This is a genomic window from Halarchaeum sp. CBA1220 (assembly GCF_003721175.2).
Lineage (GTDB): Archaea > Halobacteriota > Halobacteria > Halobacteriales > Halobacteriaceae > Halarchaeum > Halarchaeum grantii.
The window spans coordinates 258,516-274,796 of sequence record NZ_CP054709.1 but is presented as its reverse complement, the minus strand read 5'-3'; the positions used below and the strand labels follow the sequence as shown (position 1 = coordinate 274,796).

Annotated in this window: 18 protein-coding genes and 1 pseudogene; 15 read left to right on the top strand and 4 right to left on the bottom strand. The window is 60.2% G+C overall.

Features of this window, described 5'->3' with window-relative positions; all coding sequences use genetic code 11:
• Positions 1-76: 76 nt before the first annotated feature.
• The 9 genes from EFA46_RS14655 (at position 77) to EFA46_RS14615 (ending at position 6,724) form a co-directional block, all read left to right on the top strand.
• Positions 77-1,291 (top strand): hypothetical protein, encoded by a 1,215-nt coding sequence (locus EFA46_RS14655; protein ID WP_123078777.1) that lies wholly within the window; start codon positions 77-79, stop codon positions 1,289-1,291.
• Positions 1,292-1,371: 80 nt separating this feature from the next.
• On the top strand, positions 1,372-1,911 hold the full coding sequence (locus EFA46_RS14650; protein WP_255494132.1) for a winged helix-turn-helix domain-containing protein: 540 nt from the start codon (positions 1,372-1,374) through the stop codon (positions 1,909-1,911).
• Positions 1,908-2,465: a hypothetical protein gene (locus EFA46_RS14645; RefSeq protein ID WP_255494131.1), complete on the top strand. Its 558-nt coding sequence runs from the start codon at positions 1,908-1,910 to the stop codon at positions 2,463-2,465. Before EFA46_RS14650 ends, EFA46_RS14645 begins: the two co-directional genes overlap by 4 nt.
• Before the next feature lie 682 nt (positions 2,466-3,147).
• On the top strand, positions 3,148-3,399 hold the full coding sequence (locus tag EFA46_RS16300) for a hypothetical protein (protein ID WP_255494130.1): 252 nt from the start codon (positions 3,148-3,150) through the stop codon (positions 3,397-3,399).
• A 129-nt stretch (positions 3,400-3,528) separates the two neighbouring features.
• Entirely contained in the window at positions 3,529-3,813 is a 285-nt protein-coding gene (locus EFA46_RS14635; RefSeq protein ID WP_123078775.1) for an HVO_2922 family protein, read from the top strand.
• Positions 3,814-3,910: 97 nt separating this feature from the next.
• A complete protein-coding gene (locus EFA46_RS14630) occupies positions 3,911-4,171 on the top strand; it encodes a hypothetical protein (protein ID WP_123078774.1) in 261 nt (86 codons plus the stop codon).
• Between the two features lie 192 nt (positions 4,172-4,363).
• Positions 4,364-4,600, top strand: coding sequence for a hypothetical protein (locus EFA46_RS14625; protein ID WP_148040717.1), 237 nt, complete (start codon positions 4,364-4,366; stop codon positions 4,598-4,600).
• A gap of 521 nt (positions 4,601-5,121) precedes the next feature.
• A complete protein-coding gene (locus EFA46_RS14620) occupies positions 5,122-6,357 on the top strand; it encodes an MFS transporter (protein WP_123079270.1) in 1,236 nt (411 codons plus the stop codon).
• Between the two features lie 211 nt (positions 6,358-6,568).
• Positions 6,569-6,724, top strand: a complete 156-nt coding sequence (locus tag EFA46_RS14615; RefSeq protein WP_123078770.1) for a rubrerythrin-like domain-containing protein — start codon at positions 6,569-6,571, stop codon at positions 6,722-6,724.
• Positions 6,725-6,773: 49 nt separating this feature from the next.
• Here the strand turns inward: EFA46_RS14615 and EFA46_RS14610 are convergent, their stop codons facing one another.
• Positions 6,774-7,727: a transcription initiation factor IIB family protein gene (locus EFA46_RS14610; RefSeq protein WP_123078769.1), complete on the bottom strand. Its 954-nt coding sequence runs from the start codon at positions 7,725-7,727 to the stop codon at positions 6,774-6,776.
• A 378-nt stretch (positions 7,728-8,105) separates the two neighbouring features.
• Complete coding sequence (locus EFA46_RS14605) at positions 8,106-8,405, bottom strand: hypothetical protein (RefSeq protein ID WP_255494129.1); 300 nt, start codon at positions 8,403-8,405, stop codon at positions 8,106-8,108.
• A gap of 195 nt (positions 8,406-8,600) precedes the next feature.
• On the opposite strand from EFA46_RS14605, the gene EFA46_RS14600 reads away from it, so the two are divergent.
• Positions 8,601-8,888 carry a hypothetical protein gene (locus EFA46_RS14600; protein ID WP_176969907.1) on the top strand — a complete coding sequence of 96 codons (288 nt, stop codon included), beginning with the start codon at positions 8,601-8,603 and terminating at the stop codon, positions 8,886-8,888.
• Entirely contained in the window at positions 8,885-9,274 is a 390-nt protein-coding gene (locus EFA46_RS14595) for a hypothetical protein (protein WP_123078763.1), read from the top strand. Before EFA46_RS14600 ends, EFA46_RS14595 begins: the two co-directional genes overlap by 4 nt.
• Here EFA46_RS14595 and EFA46_RS14590 read toward each other — a convergent pair.
• Both EFA46_RS14590 and EFA46_RS14585 read right to left on the bottom strand, forming a co-directional pair.
• A complete protein-coding gene (locus tag EFA46_RS14590; protein ID WP_123078761.1) occupies positions 9,271-9,759 on the bottom strand; it encodes a hypothetical protein in 489 nt (162 codons plus the stop codon). The genes EFA46_RS14595 and EFA46_RS14590 overlap by 4 nt on opposite strands.
• Complete coding sequence (locus EFA46_RS14585) at positions 9,759-10,298, bottom strand: hypothetical protein (RefSeq protein WP_255494128.1); 540 nt, start codon at positions 10,296-10,298, stop codon at positions 9,759-9,761. Before EFA46_RS14585 ends, EFA46_RS14590 begins: the two co-directional genes overlap by 1 nt.
• A gap of 697 nt (positions 10,299-10,995) precedes the next feature.
• On the opposite strand from EFA46_RS14585, the pseudogene EFA46_RS14580 reads away from it, so the two are divergent.
• From EFA46_RS14580 to EFA46_RS14565, 4 genes and pseudogenes are all read left to right on the top strand, one after another.
• Positions 10,996-11,826 (top strand): annotated as a pseudogene (locus EFA46_RS14580) (IS5 family transposase).
• Positions 11,827-12,116: 290 nt separating this feature from the next.
• Positions 12,117-12,698 (top strand): hypothetical protein, encoded by a 582-nt coding sequence (locus EFA46_RS14575; RefSeq protein ID WP_148040716.1) that lies wholly within the window; start codon positions 12,117-12,119, stop codon positions 12,696-12,698.
• 721 nt (positions 12,699-13,419) lie between these two features.
• On the top strand, positions 13,420-14,310 hold the full coding sequence (locus EFA46_RS14570) for a DNA-binding protein (protein ID WP_123078759.1): 891 nt from the start codon (positions 13,420-13,422) through the stop codon (positions 14,308-14,310).
• A gap of 403 nt (positions 14,311-14,713) precedes the next feature.
• Complete coding sequence (locus EFA46_RS14565) at positions 14,714-15,979, top strand: dicarboxylate/amino acid:cation symporter (RefSeq protein ID WP_123078757.1); 1,266 nt, start codon at positions 14,714-14,716, stop codon at positions 15,977-15,979.
• Positions 15,980-16,281: the final 302 nt, after the last annotated feature.

The window sequence follows — 16,281 nt, the reverse complement described above, 5'->3', positions numbered from 1 at the left end:
GACGAAGAAGCAGGAGCGGGATTCGATGGAGTTGTTTGAACTCTGAGAATGGTGTGAGTACTAGAGGTGAGCGGCGATGAGTGATGGGGTCGATGTTGATCTGGATGTGTTGCCAGCGGAGTTGCGGGAGCGCGAGCAGTGGGTTGGGTGGCGGGTGGAGGAGCGGGGTGGGAAGGCGACGAAGGTGCCGGTGAATGCGGCGACGGGTGGTTATGGGTCGGCGACGGATGCGGTCACCTGGGCGGACGTCGCGACTGCAGTTGACGCGGTTGAGTCGGGTGAGGCGGACGGGATTGGGTTCGTCTTCACGGATGAGGACCCGTTAGTTGGCGTCGATCTGGATGACTGCCGTGACCCCGAGACGGGCGCAGTTGAGGAAGACGCGACAGACATCATTGAGCGACTGGACTCATACACGGAGGTATCGCCGTCGGGGACGGGCTTCCACGTCTTGGTGGAGGGAGAACTCCCGGAGGGGCGGAATCGGCGTGGGAGTGTGGAGTGCTACGAGACGGCGCGCTTCTTCACGGTGACGGGCGACCATGTTTCGGGGACGCCGACGCGGATTGCGCGCCGGCAGGACGCCCTGCGGGGGATTCATCGGGAGTACGTGCAGCCGGACGACGAGAGCGCCTTGACGGACGACGTCGCGACGGCGCCCGCAGACTCGGCGGGGGACGCGGCGCCGTCGAGTGAGGTCGACTTGGGTGACGAGGAGTTGGTGGAGAAGGCGATGGGGGCGTCGAATGGGGAGAAGTTCGAGCGGTTGTGGAACGGCCGCCTTGGGGGCTATGACAGCCAGTCGGAGGCCGATATGGCGTTTTGTTGCCTCTTGGCGTTCTGGACGGGCGGCGATCAGGCGCAGATGGACCGGTTATTCCGGGAGTCGGGGTTGCTGCGTGAGAAGTGGGATGAGGTCCACTACGCGGATGGGTCGACGTATGGGGAGAAGACGATCGAGCGCGCCGTCCAACGGACCTCCGAGTTCTACGAGCCCGAGGGAGGGGAGACTGCGGGTGACGTAGAAGAGGACGGTCAGAGCGCGACGTCGCGTGATGACCGCGGGGAGGCGTATCTCGCGGAGAAAAATCGCGTGTTAGGCGATCGTGTTGAGACGCTCGAAGCGCGACTCGAGGAGAAAGACGACCGAATCGCGGAGTTAGAGACGATGGTCGAACGGCTCAAGAGTGAACGTGACGCCGCACAGGCAGAATTGGATAGGGAAACAGAGTCCGGAGGGTCGGAGTCATCGATGTGGGGGCGAACGAAGAATTGGTTCGATTCTGAGTGAAGTGCCCCTTCGCCTGTACACTGAGGTAGTCTATTTTTCCCGTGGAAAATATTATCTTCCTCGACTGCGTAGTGTGTGGTATGACTGGTTCGGGTGAACAGGCGGACGAACCGGGGTACGTGTCGCGGTGGAAGGAGGCGACGACGGGGTTCGACCGAGTGCGGTCGGTCGCGTCGTCACTCGAAGAGCCGCGAACGGCGGGCTGGATCGCAGACGAGGCGTACGTCTCAGAGCCGACGGCGCGTGACCACCTCGAACGGCTCGTCGACCTCGGCGTACTCGTCGTCGACGAGACAGGGCGGGGGAAGATGTACTATCCGGATCCCGTCTACACGCGGCTGACGGCGATCCAGGAACTCGTCGCGGAGAATTCGGAGACGGAACTCACCGAGCAGGCGACAGCCATCCAGGCAGATATTGAGGCGTGGAAGACGGACTACGCTGTCGAGACGCCGCGTGCGCTTCGCGCGTCGGTGACGGAGGATATCGCGGTTGCCGAGGCACAGGAACGACTCCGGGCGGCGGCGGACTGGGAGTCCGCTCGCTATCAGCTCTCCCTCCTTCGGGACGCGATTGACCACTACGACAGCTATACTGCGCGCCCATCCGCGTCCGTATGAGTGAGGACGCACCGGCGACGCAGCCGAAGCAGCCCGCCACCGATCGGCTCCGTGGGCGTCGTCCACCCTACCCGGATGGTGGTCGCGACGCATCGCAGGTTGATGTTGAGAAACGCCATCGGATCTTGCGGTCGGTACGCGAGCAGCTCGAACGTCATCCAGCGATCCGTTCGGCTCGCGGCAGTCCGAACGGACAGTACGCGAACGTTGAGGCTGACGTGAACCCAGCGTACTTTGGTCGTGACGCCGAGTCGGCGTCACTCCAGGTGACGTGGCAGCCGAACCCCCGCTTTCCACCCGGAACGAGTCTCGACGACCGCCGACGGACGACGTTGACGTCGAACTTCACAATCCACTATACCGAGTCGTCTGGATTCGACTGTGGTGTCCATCTCGAGCCAAATCCACATGTTGAGGGCCATCTCCACTATCAAGAGCGGGACGCGCCCGATGCGGAATACGACTACGACGCGGTGTGGCTCGACGCCGAGTCACCTGTCGGCGTACTCTGGGAAGTCCTCGAGTTACTCGACGATCGGCTCCACGACACCTAGCACCCACGAGTTCTGAGGACTATGATGGACTGCGTCGACTTCGCGACACCGAGATAATGTCACATCCGACGGTCCGGGTTACTCCTCGTCGTCCTCGGGTGTCGCCGCGAACGCCTCGTACAAGTCTGCGTTCTCCGCCGCATCTCGATTCATGCGGTGTTGGGCGTCTTCGTGCATTATATCCTCCTCTATGCCGCTCACGAATGTAGTCTTCGGGTGGCTTGGATGGGTATGATGGCGGCGAGGGACCGACGTCACGGATGAGTACGACACGTGGAGTGTTGATCGAATAGACGCCGTCTGCACTCATCAATACAGCGGCCCTCTTCGTAGCGGCGGATTGTCGCGACGGCGCCTCAGATGCACGACTATCCAGCAGGGAGTCGACGACGAGACGCTTCAAGGGTCGTGGTCCTCGATTATGCGCCTCCCTTAGTCGTATGTCTCCGCCGGCCGTGTTTGTCGCCCCCAGTAGGGGTAGAGGGGCCATTGAGCGACTCCTCAAGCAACCATGTCTGAACACGACCAGCGACACGGAACGCGGCGTCGCGATGCAGAACTCGAAACGGAACAGCGTCCACGAACACCACTTCAACTCCACGTGCCCAACGACGTCGGCGAGTTCGCAATCCGGCGGTTCGTCGAAGGGATCATCTCGACACTGAAACGAGCACCAGTTGGTGTGGAGTACACGTCGACGACACTCCTCGGCGTGACGCGCACGCAGTATATCGCGCAGGACTCGGGGACGATGTTCCAGAAGCGACTGTATGACCCACGGCTGGGGTGGCGGGAGGAGTCCGTCCGCCAGCTTACCGTGCAGGACGAGCTCGTCGCCCGACTCACGCTCGATCGGCCAGTCGAGGACGGCCAGTGGGCGCGACGCCGCGACTGCTGTCGGGTTCGCCCCGTCGACGTCCTTCGGCGTCGCTAGTATCCACTTGGAAGTCCGTTCTCCTGCTGTCGGTGTGATTGCCGTGGGCTTCAGCTAGGAGCGGTCTCCGTGACTTTCTGTAGACCGCCGTGGGCTGGATTTATTGGGTGTGGGGCCGCAGCTAACCGTATGGCTCCGAGCGACGACTCAGCTGACGTTGGACCGGATCCCGAAACTGATGCCTCAGACCTCGCCGTCGTCGCGGCGGCCGAGACGGCACCGTCCGGCACGCGCTTCGAGGTGTATCGCGACGACGTCGATGACTGGCGGTGGCGGCTCGTCCACCGGAACGGCAACATCATCGCGGACGGTGGTGAGGGCTACTCGCGGAAAGCCGGCGCCTTGAACGGCATTAAGAGCGTCAAGCAGAACGCAGCCGATGCCCCCGTCTTTCGAACTGAGGACGACCACTAAGTAGCCGCCATCGAGGTGGGATCGCTGTACGGCGGTGGGCAGTGGGAAGGTTCACAAGCGCCCGACTCGTAGCTGGAGGTACGAACGCCACGCCCCAATGACGCCATTTTCTAACCCCTCCGATCCACGCCCCCCACTCCCCGACTGGGTGCAGGAGGCCTACGCGATCCTCGCGGATGCAGCAGACGGCCCGCACAGCGAATTCTCCTACGAGGAGGCGCATGCACTTCTCGATGAGGCGGACACCTTCTCAGCGAACCATAGTGATAGCGAGTACGCCGTCGAGCGCCTGCTCAATCGTGGCTATCTCTACGAAGCCAACGGGACCCTCCGCGTCACCGAATCCGTACTTGACTAGACAGGCGTCGTTCTGTGAGGAAAGGCCTTCTGTACGGGGGTCGAAAGACTACTCATGCGCCGTCGGGATGTGCTTCGAGTCGGCGGTGTGCTGCTCGGAGCGTCGCTCGCTGGCTGTACACTCCATCCACCGACTGTTGCGGACATCGTTCTCGACAATCGCGTGCACGCCCGGCGAACGGTGACGATTACCGTGACGCGATCCCGTAACGGCACCCCGGTCCTCGCTGACACCGCCGAGCTCAAGCCCTCCGGCCGCGTTCTGTTCGACGACCCGATTACTGACCCGGGCGAGCATTGTGTCTCGATTGCGGTCGAGGGCGGCCCGAGTGGGATGCATCCGTGGGATGTTCCGCGGCGTGCCGACCCGGCACAACTGACGGTCGTCATTCGGTCGGACTCCATCTCCTTCATCGAAGTTATCGCGTGACCCGCCCGGCTTCGAGGCTGACTGTTCGCGATGTGTCACCCGGTCCGTGCGTCCCACCGCGAGCAGAACTGGCCTGGCTGGCCGACCGCCCCTAGGCGGACAGGGGCGATACCGCCGAAGTGAGTCCGCAACTCCCGTGTATACGAGAGATAGCTGGAGCACTTCTTCTTGAAGTCGGCGTCATATTCGCCGCCGTCGACATCGATGAGCCCACCGTCTCCGTTCGGTGATGCGATCAGCGAATGGGTTCGACATCTCAGACCATCTTTTTCCCGCTCGGGTTCGCCAGCGGCGAACCGCTCGCGGCAAAAACATGGGTGAAAAAGGCCGCGAGCCTCCGGCTCGCGGTGAATCGCGCTCACTACCGGGCTCTCCGAGCCGCTCGCTCGCGCGAATGCCGGTGTTCAACTCGCAAACCGACTTAATGACTGTTGCAGCTGGAATAGTATTGAATACATAAGGTTCCACAGAGCTGCACGAACACCCAAGCACTACGGTCCCCCCTCTCAGATTTTTGAATGATGACCGCGCGAAGCTCGGATGTCGAATCTGAAAACCGCCCTCCTCGGCGCCCCCAACAGCAGACTCAGTCAATCTGGGGGCTCGTCATAGGAGCCAGTCTCATCTCAACGGGACTCGCAGCATATGAGATCGTCCCGGCGAGTGTAACACCGCTTATTCGAGACTCGCTACAGATTGGTCCGACCATCGCCGGGCTACTCGTCGGGATTATGTTCGGCTCCGCAGTCATTACCAGTCTCCCTATTGGGGCGGTCCTTGACCGAACAAATTCCAGAACCGCCATCGCAGTCGCAGTTCTCATCTTACTCGTTGCCGGGAGTTGGGGGTGGGTTGCTGGCCGACATGGGAGTTACTGGTCAGTCATTGCTTCTCGAGCACTCGGTGGTGTCGCCTATGTGATCGTGTGGAACGCGGGGATCGACATCGTCAGCCGGGCAGTAAATAGTGCTGAGCGCGCGACCGCCGTCGGGATTTTCACCGCGAGTGGGCCCATTGGATTCGCAGTAGGTCAAGGAGTGGGCCCATATATCGCCGGCCGGTTCGGCTGGCCCGCTATCTTCGTTGCATTCACCGGACCTGCACTTGTGGGCTTAGTCATCTTCTGGCCGCTCAGCCAAGGCCACGGCAGAAGCCACGGAGACGCACCCACGCTCACGGAGTTTAGCGCAGTCCTTCGAAATCCGAGTGTCTGGTTAGTTGGCCTCCTCGGATTCCTCGGCTACGCGTTATACTTATTCGTGAATAGCTGGGGCGCATCATATCTCACTCAGGAGCTTGGATTCCCACTCGCAATCGGTGGCCTCTTGGTCGCTGTCTTTCCCGCAGTCGGCATCCTTGCCCGGATCAGTAGCGGCCTGGTTTCGGACCGACTATTCGCTGGTCGTCGTCGTCCAGTTATGCTTGGGTCGTTTGCCGTCGCTGCTCCGGCCCTCCTCATTTTCACGCACTTCCGTGCCCTCTCACTGCTCGTTCTACTGTTGCTCTTGTCCGGGTTCGCTATTCAATTGATCCTCGGTCTATCATTCACGTACGTTCGCGAACTTGTTGACCCCCAAGTCGCCGCAACAGCCGTCGCGTTCCAGACGAGTATCGGGCTCGCAGGAGCGTTCCTCGCTCCAATCGCCGGCGGTGCGATCGTTAACTTAGCCGGGTTCAATGCAGCATTCCTACTCGCGGGTCTCCTCGCCATCTGTGGCATCGTCGCCGCATGGTGCGCTCCAGAACCAGGAACCTAGCCCACTCCAGCGGCTAGCTGGCCAGTTGCATTTTGGAGGCGCTCCAGCAGTAGTGCGTCAATCTACTAGCCGAATAATCTAGCCATCACTACAGTGATTGGTTTAGGCAAGTGATTATAATCTACAGAATGATGCGCCTGGCCGGGGTATTTTAACCCCCTAATATTATACTAAGGCATAATATTTAGGGAGTGAGTCCAAAGTACCCTCCATGCCGCATGGAACAGACGTTGAACACGAGAATGACCCCAAAAGCATCTCCACGTATGAGTGCCTGAAGTGCGGCAATATTGTCGAATCAAAAACGCATCCACCTACGTGTGACTGTGGCGGTGGATTCCAAAACAGGGCAAAATCTCTCGAATGACATCCAGCCGACGGTGGAAACTACATAAACGCGGGGAAGACGTCCAAACCTACGTCTCGAAGCCCATGGCTTCGATTTGCTCCTGATAGCGATTGCGGATAGTGACCTCAGTAACGTTCGCGACGTCGGCGACCTCGCGCTGGGTCTTCTTCTCGTTGCAGAGGAGGCTCGCGGCGTAAATCGCGGCCGCCGCGAACCCAGTAGGGCTCTTCCCGGAGAGGAGGCCCTGTTCGGCGGACGTGTCGATAATTTCGTTGGCCTTCGCGATGACTTCCTCAGAGACGTCAAGGTCGCTCGCGAAACGCGGCACGTACTCCTTGGGGTCGGTCGGCTCCATCTCGAGGGAGAGTTCCTTGGCGACGTAGCGATACGTGCGCCCGATCTCCTTCTGGTCGACCCGCGAGACCTCCGTGACTTCCTCGAGCGAGCGCGGGATCCCCTCCTTGCGGCAGGCCGCATACAACGAGGCAGTGGCGACACCCTCGATGGAGCGCCCGCGGATGAGGTCCTCCTTGAGCGCACGCCGATAGAGAACTGATGCAACCTCGCGAACCGAGCGGGGGACGCCGAGTGCGGACGCCATGCGATCCATCTCGGAGAGGGCGAACTGGAGGTTGCGCTCGCCCGCGTCCTTCGTCCGGATGCGCTCCTGCCACTTCCGGAGGCGGTTCATCCGATTGCGCTTCTTCGAGTCGAGCGTCCGCCCGTAGGCGTCTTTGTCCTTCCAGTCGATCTGGGTGGTTAGCCCCTTATCGTGCATCGTTTGGGTGGTTGGCGCGCCCACCCGGCTCTTCTGGTCTTTCTCCTGGGAGTTGAACGCGCGCCACTCCGGGCCGCGGTCAATCTGGTCGTCGTCGAGAACGAGCCCGCAGTCCTCGCAGATACGCTCCCCCTGGTCGGTGATGATGTTCGTCGACTCACACTCCGGGCAGTGCTGGGTCTCGTCGCCGGTCTGCTCCTGCTCGGCCTGCTCTTCGCTGCGTTCTCGAGTCGGCCGTTCCATTCACCTTGTGACACCCTCTAATCAAATATAGGTCTTTGCCTCATGGCAGTCCCAGACAGCATCGATTCAGTCCGGAGTGTCACTCCGGCTGGCGTGTCGTCGGGAGCGCAGTAGTGAATTCCTGGATGAACTCCGCAAGAATCCCCCTCTGGACTCCGACTGTGATCGAGTGGTTTCCAGAGTCCGGCACGCTCGGCGCGCGCCGTCGTCGGTCACGACACAGTATGGAGTGGCCGACTCGGGAGGCCAGATGAGGGAGAATCGAGATGGGGTCGTTTGGAGTGTTCCCGGGAGAAAGGAGCCGTGAAGGGACGTATCTGTGGGGGGTTGTAAGGGGGACTACTGTCGGATGCTGTAGGGTGTAGTGATGGAGCGGTATTACTCCGGTTGGCGTGTCGTCGGGAGCGCAGTAGTGACGTCCTCAACGAACTCCGCAAGAACCTCGTCCGGGCCCAAATCGTGAGTGTGGATGGGGGGTTCCCAGAGTTCGACGTCGAACGCGTGGACCGCCGTCGCGTCGCCGTCGGTCGCGACCACCATCAGAATCGCACTCTGATAGATGACGATCGTTCGCTCGGCGTCCACCTCCAGATGTTCGATGTACGCGGCCTCCAGTCCCGCGCGAAGATCCACGCTGTCGGCGAGTTCGCAGTGGACGACCAGGTCATCATCTGCCATTCGATCCACCATACGGAATCGCGTGTGAAGTATACCTCGCACCAAGGCTGCCGCCGCCCGCTCTTAACCAACGCTTCTGGGGTGATGGACGGCGGTGTTGGTTAAGGTGTTGAGAGCCACCGGGATGTGACCGCCGTCGCGTTTGTCGGCGCCGTTGAGGGCTGCGACGCACACCACGCGTCGCGAGTTCCACCAATGACTGCACCAGATCGACACGCCGACACAAGCGATGACGCCGAGTGCTTCGAGCGCGAGCAACTCGCCAGAGACGCGGATCAAGCCCGACGACGAATCGACGACCTGCCGGAGTCGGAGGCCCGCAAGCTGATCGCCGACCTTCTCGAGGACGACACCGTGGTAGCAGTGCCGACCGACCGCATGCTCGTTCACGCGCCGACGAACACAGTCTTCGAGGACGTCGTCCAACTCGCTGCCTACCACCAGGGTTGGGAAGCCGGTCGCGACGACGGGGTGGATGCATGAGCCAGCAGACGCTCGAGGGCTGTGCGTTCTGCGACGCCGGCCCCGACGTCCGCCTCGGCCAAGCCGGTTCATGGGGCAAGGACGAACTCATCACCCACCCCATCTGCGTGGAGTGCGCGCTTCGTGAGCACCCAGACCCGGACGGCGCACATCGCTTCGCGTGCGATGGCTGTGGCTGTCTCGTCGACGCCGTCGCCGCCCTCACCCGCTATCGCGTCCAACTCGCCCATCTCGAAGGCACGCTCCATCTCTGCGCTCGCTGTAGCCCTGATGGGCCGACAACCTACTGGACTCGCGCCCTCGGAACACACCTCATTCGAGAAGCTGATGTGAGCACACAGACAGGCGACGTCGAAGCAGAGCAGAATACCGGGCGAGAGCGTTAGTCGTCGTCACGGTACGAGTCACCGAATTCGCCAGTGAACTCGTATTCGCTGGGGAACGTTGGGTCTGTCGTCGACGTCCAGAGATCGTTGATACGGTGTTCGATCGTCTCCAGAACGAGGCGAAGCACATCGGTCGGAGGCGATGGATAGGACGCATCGACAGCGGCCTCTTCGTGCGGGTCGGGGGGAACGTGGAAGTGATCGCGGGTGTTGTGCGAGTTCGGATGCCGATCCCAGCGACACGACCACTGTTCACCCGACCAGCCTTCGAAATACTGGAAATTGAAGTCACCATTCAGCCGCACACGTACCTCGAGGCGAGCCGAGTCAACGATATCCGGATAGTAGCTGATTTCGAGGGTGGCAACGACACGGTCCTCCTTCCCAGCGGGAAAGTACCGGACAGTCTCGACGAGGGAGAGATCGGCGAGGTGTCGGCCGAGAATACGGAGGCGCTCCTCATTCAAATCGTCAGCGCGCTCCATCAGGGGAACGAGGAAGCAGATGTCGAGCCGGAGTCCGATTCGAGACGGAGTTTCGCTTCGTGGAGTTCACGCAGTCGCCGCGTGACCGCACGCCATTCACTGAGCCGATCGTAGGCCTCGTCAAGGTCCTCAGAGTCGACGTCCGAGAGAACGACCGCACCGGGAGAGGACGCCTCGAACGACGCCGCGAGGTCGCGCTCTCGTTCTCGGTACTCCACAATCCTGTCCGCGATTTCCTCCGGCGTCTCGAACTCCCGCGTCAGTTCGGTCACGCGGCGGAACTCGAAGTACGCCTCGTTACGCACGAAGAGCGCGGGGTTGTCCGCGACCTTCTCAAGGACGCCGAGGTCGACGAACCACTCGAGGTGTGGCCGTGCCCCCTCCTTCGTGCAGTCCGCTCGCTCTGCGATGTCGGTGACCGACGTTGGCGACGTCACTGCTGTCGCAACCTCGTAGACCCGATCCTTCACTGTCCGGCCTTCTAGGGTCGCATCCCACTCCCCGGTGAGATCCAGATCCGGTGGTGTCTTCTCGCTCATTACCACCTACTACGACCTACACTCACATTAATTTGTGGCTGCGAGAATATCTAAGTGACAGCGTCGGGAGCAGGGAACGCTCGCTGCTTCGCCAACTTAACTGGAAATAGACAGACACCAGTTCTCGACTGGGTGTACATCAAGAGAGGAGGGCTCCACTACTCACTCAGTCGATTCGTATACATACAGAAATAGCACTCCAACGACGCCCAGCAGCCCGAGACCTAGCAGCCCAGATTGCGGAACTAGCTGGCCATACGTAAACACGCCAATCGCTACGACCACTATCAGAAGGATCTCAATGAACAGCAAATGCGTACGTAACTCGGTATCCATTAGTATTCGATGTGGAATTGGCTCGTCATGAATCTGCTGTTTAGTTCAACCCGTAGCCATTGAGAGAGAGGTCAATGTCGCCCGAACCGACATTCACCCTTCCGGCCCTCAAGAAGTCGTAAGCGAACTCTCCCTTAATCAGAGAGTCACAGACTGAATCGTATAACCCCAACTCTTGGTCGACCTCGACCCAACCGACCGTGGTGAGGTTTACGAGATTCTCGTGACCCTCTGCGTCAAAGAGCTTAGTTAGGGAATCGGGATAGCCGTAATCGAATTTGACTTTCCTGTTCTGTTGAATCCGCAGAAGGCGACGGGATAGCGTCGCTCTGAAGGTGGAAGCGAAGCGGAAGAGCCGAATGTGTCCAAACTCCTCTTCCGCTTCGTTAAGCAAGCCACGTCGCTGGCTCAAAAGCGCTGTGCCGCCAGTCCAACGGCGGTGAGTGATCCGACTGGCAACGGATTTCCCGGCTGGAAGCATGTGACGCTCCACTTTTTGCGGGTTCACATGGACGCGACGTACCGCGAAATCGTCGATTGGGCGAGTGAAATGGATCACGTTCGTGGGCTGTTACAGCTCGCGCGAACGGCATTTCCCGCACCCTCAACGCTGTACCGGTCGTTCGAGAGGGGGCCCATGTCTGTGTGGCGCGGCTTCCTTCGGGAGTCCGCGACCATCTGCGATCCGGGCTCGCATGGGGCCATCGATGCCACCTTCTTCGACCGCGAAACGGCATCGAGTCACTATCAACACCGCTCGGATCGCCACATACGCACGCTCAAAACGACGGCCCTCGTCGATACAAATTCGTGTGCCATCCTCGATCTTCACTGCTCGGCACACTGGCCCCACGACACCCAAACTGGCCGTCGAGTCGCCCTTCGTAACACGGAGAAAATCGAGAGTCTCACCGGCGACAAAGGCTATGACGACCAATCGCTCCGGGACGCCCTCTGACCGGAGGGCGTCCGGCCCCTGCTGCGTCACCGGCTGTTTGCTGCCTACGATCACGCCCACAACGCACGGTTGGACAGCGAATTATACGGCCAGCGCTGGATGGCCGAGACTGCCTTTTCGGCCATCAAGCGTCGATTCGGCCCCGCTGTCCACCCTCGCGCATGGTACCGCGAGTTCCGCGAAATCGTGGTGACCGCCGCAGTCTACAACCTCGAACAGGCTCCCAAACAGTGACCCCGACGCTATCATCGGATTCAACAAAGCAGAGTCACCCCTATATCGGCTATCGTGTGAACAAGAACACCCTCACGCCTCATCGTTCTCTGAGAATCTACGCTTGAACAGGTAGACTCCGGATTCCTCGCAAATATTCGTTCACACAGGACTCCCGGTTTTGTGTGCACATCTCGGAAACCAGTTCTCTTGACGGGCAACCAGTGGGGGTGAGATCAAGCGATGCCCCACACTCGTCCCGATTCAGAATCGCAATAAAATAATAACTGTGAAACGGCCAATTGACGCCTATGAATGGCGTTCAGCAGATCGTTAGTTCATTTGGGGAGAGGAGGAAAAACAGCGTTTGGCTACCGACACTAACACTCGCCTATTTGTATCATCTGACTGGGGACTGGATGTATATCTTCTCCGGTGCGGTTAGTTGCTGCGGGGCAATGGTCCTGTACGATCTTGCTACCGAAATACTTGGAGAAGGAGATACTCGAAAAAATAGCCGCTTCACTTCTCAAGACGTACTCAGTGTGATTCCTCGTGTTCCAGACGAATCTATGAGATTTGTCTTTCTCTGGTTCTCTATAGTGAGCTATCCAATATCTTTGATATATGCTGTTATCGAGTTGGTACATCACTTTGACCATTCAAATCTAATTCTCGTTGGACTGGGATCGGCATATCTTGGCTTTGTACTCACCTTTGTATTCAACGGTCCATTCATCTTCAGACACAAGGACACCAAGGAGGACATAGATATATCAGATATTTGGCCATATGTACCAGAGAAATACGAGGGAATGTTTGATGAAGTTCTGAAAGAGCCGGATTCAGAAGATGAAACAGACACATACGAGCCACACCCGGGATATCAGTAACTGGTAAAATTTTCGCGCGCCCGATGGGGGCGGTAGCGGGGCGGTGCTCGCGCCGAAGGCGCGAGGTACCTCGGTTTTGTGCCCTTAGGCACACCCCAACCGGTGATCAGCGATCAGGGTATAGCTGTGATGCAAGCTGATTCCGGTGGCTAGTTCATTCAGGTCCCTGTTGGAGTGGTTTTGTGACGAGGAGCTACGGTAGCGTCTAGCTGAAACAATACTGTAACACGCACCTTCTCTGTGGCGTTTGGCGCTGTAGGGTTCCCTGAGGAAGGTTGTGCGCCGGTTCGCCGCGCTCGGCGCGTGCCGCCGGTCGCCTGCTCACGGTTCACGGGGTTCACCGTTCGCGTCGCTCGCGACCGACCAGTCCGGGCATGCGGGCGCTCTCCGCACCGCCCGCGCCCGGTCCGGGCTAAAGTGCATCTGGTCTCGACGCCAGCGCTTCACCCGTTCGGGTCCGGGGGACCGCGGCTAGGCCGCCCGCGACGGACGGGGTTGCGTCGCGGCGAACGGGGAATGCGCTGGTCGCTCGCTCCCGGCGGGTCGCCGCGCGCGGCTGGATCCGTGCCGCTGTGTCGAGCGCTCTCGCTCGCCCCCGCTGGGGGCGAGGCGAAGGCGCGAGCGAGAGCGCAGAGACGTCACTGTCGGGTCGTGTGAGGAATGCCGCGATGTTGGAGCATCGCGGCGGGTCGGCGCGTGAGCGCCTTCGAGTAATACTGCAATGTCGAGTCAGAACGCGAGTCAGAAGGTTGTTTCGGTGGATGAACAGTTTGGCGACGAAGAGCGCGAGACAGTCGATGAGGATGGCTTCACGGTAGTTGCGGAGACGCCGGCGTTCCAGGCCACGGTCCAAGCGGAGACGCAGGCGAAGGTGGATGCGAACCACCCGGACGGGATCGCGGATGCGAGTCAAGAGCGGATTCCCGGTGTGACGCTTGCACAGGAGGAACGCATCAAGGCACGCGAAGCGGAGCTCGAACGGATCAGCGCCCGGGCGGAGTTGGGCGAGCAGGAGGGGCGTGCCGAGCGGGCGCGCGACGTCGCGAGCGAACGGAGCGCGGCGTGGAGCAGGGAGTTCGAGCGGCGGGCGGCCAGCGTGGACCAGTCGTTGAGCCCCGACCACGATCCTCGCGAGATGCTCTCCCAGGAGGAACTCGGGGCGGTGAACGAGCAAGCCAGTCGGTTAGCGGACGAGCTCGATGGGTGGTCGCGCGCGGCGATCAGCCGGCGGCTCGCCCAGGCGGTGCGCGACGGCGCAGACATCCCCAGTGCCGTCCTCGACGTGAAAGACGACCTTGAGGCCGCACCCGGACAGATCATCCCCATCGATTGCGTTGGGGACGTCGATCGTGGCGAGGTGAGCGTTGTGGGCACAGTCGTGCAACTGTGGGACGCCCCGGACCCGGCAGTTGAGCAAGTCGGACTGATCGAAGACAAGAGTGGAAAGACGAAATTCACCAGCTGGGTGCGGTCGAATCCGAAGATCGTTGAGGAAGGTGAGCGCGTGCAGATTCGCGGTGCAAGCACGAGCTGGTACCAAGGCCGTGTCTCGATCGCTGTCACCGGCTGGAGCACCATGCTCTTCCCCGACCGCGAGGCCTGGTGGGAGTAAGGCGACCCGCGGTCTCTTTCTTTTTGTCTGCCAGACCAGACCCAGACCCCACCGCCCCACCCACCGCTCCGTGCTCACTCCCACAGGGTCGCTGCGCTCGCAGCCACAACCTGGAGGTGGGCCCCTTCATTCCATCCACAGAACAGCGACACGCCATCTCGGTATCATTTCGACACTAAGGCAGGTATCATCTCCGCAAGTAAGGATCAACTTATCTCTGTCGTGTGGCGTTGAGTGTTGCCGGTATCTAACACCGGTTTCAGTGGTGGGCAAACGACAGCGTCCGAACCACCACAGCATAGCCAGCCATGCGGTCGAGACTGCCCACTACGGGTGGTCTGCAGGTCGCGGTGGGACTTGACGAGACCGTACGCTATTGATACCTGACAGTCAAAACACGGCCATGATTAGTAGTGCGTGGACGCGATATCGGTCAGTCCCGCTCGTCTACCGAATCGCGCTTGCATTTGTCGCCGGCTCACTCCTCGGACTCACCATCGGTGAGCCTGCAACACTGCTTGCCCCGCTCGGCGACCTCTTCCTCCGGTTGCTCGAAATGCTCGTTGTCCCCCTCATCATCTTCACCCTCCTGGGTGGCATCCGGAAACTCACACCCAGCAAGCTCGGCCGTATTGGTGGCTCCGTCGTCCTCCTCTATATGGCGACAACAGCGCTCGCCGGCGTGTTCGGCTTGACGATCGGCAACCTCCTCAACCCCGGTACTGGCGTCGAATTCACCGGTGGGGAAGCACAATCCGCACAGCCACCAGCGCTCGCAGACGTCTTCCTCAACATCGTCCCGAACAACCCGGTTGCCGCCACCGCCAACGGCGACATCCTCTCAATCATCTTCTTCACCCTCGTCTTCGGCCTCGCACTCACAATCGTCCGTGAGACGACCGACGAGGACGCGGTTCAGAGCGCAATCACGGGCTTCTTCGAGTTCGTCGACGCGGGCACGCAGGCATTATTCAAGATCGTCTGGGCCGTGATGGAGTATGCCGTCATCGGCGTGTTCGCATTGATGGCGTCCTCGATGGCGACGAACGGCATCGAGGCGATCATCTCGCTCGCCACACTCGTTGGTGCGATCGCACTCGCCGTCCTACTCCACATTCTCGTCACCTATCTCGGCCTCATCACCGTCATCGGACTCGGCCAGTCCCCCATCGCGTTCCTCAGCGGCGCGAAAGACGCGATGCTCACCGCCTTCACCATCCGCTCCTCCTCGGGCACACTCCCCGTGACGATGCGGAACGCCGACGATGACCTCGCCATCGACGAAAGCCTCTACGGGTTCAGCCTGCCGCTCGGCGCCACCATCAACATGGACGGCGCCGCAATCCGCCAATCCATCACCGCCATCTTCGCCGCGAACCTCTTCGGAATCCACCTTGGTCTCATTGATCAAGTTACACTCCTCATCACTGTCGTCCTCGTCAGCATCGGTACCGCTGGCGTCCCCGGCGCCGGCCTCATCATGCTCACCATCATCCTCGAATCCGTCGGCCTCCCGCTCACCGTCGTCGGATTCGTCGCCGGCGTTGACCCCATCCTCGGCCGAATCGCCACGATGAACAACGTCACCGGCGACCTCGCCGTCTCCACCCTCGCCGGCAAATGGAACAACGCCATCGACTTCACCCGCGGCGTCTGGCCCAGAACCTGACACGCACACCGCCACAGGAAGGAGAGGGTGTCATAGAACTGTTCTCATGGCTATCGATGGATTCAGCGTTACCGGCTCCAAGCCTGCTGTCTGCGGCTCTATAGAAATCACGGTCGATACGTCGAATAACGCCAACTGAGCAAGAATAGTCCCTATACGGGAATAAAAGTCCTATCTTTGAACGATTCTAAGAGTCGTGCACCTAGTGCACGCTCTTTTACGTCTGTTACTCTCTGAAAAGATAATGAATATGACTGTACCATGTGAAGACTTCTATGACACGCTGGAAGGAGCCAATCTCG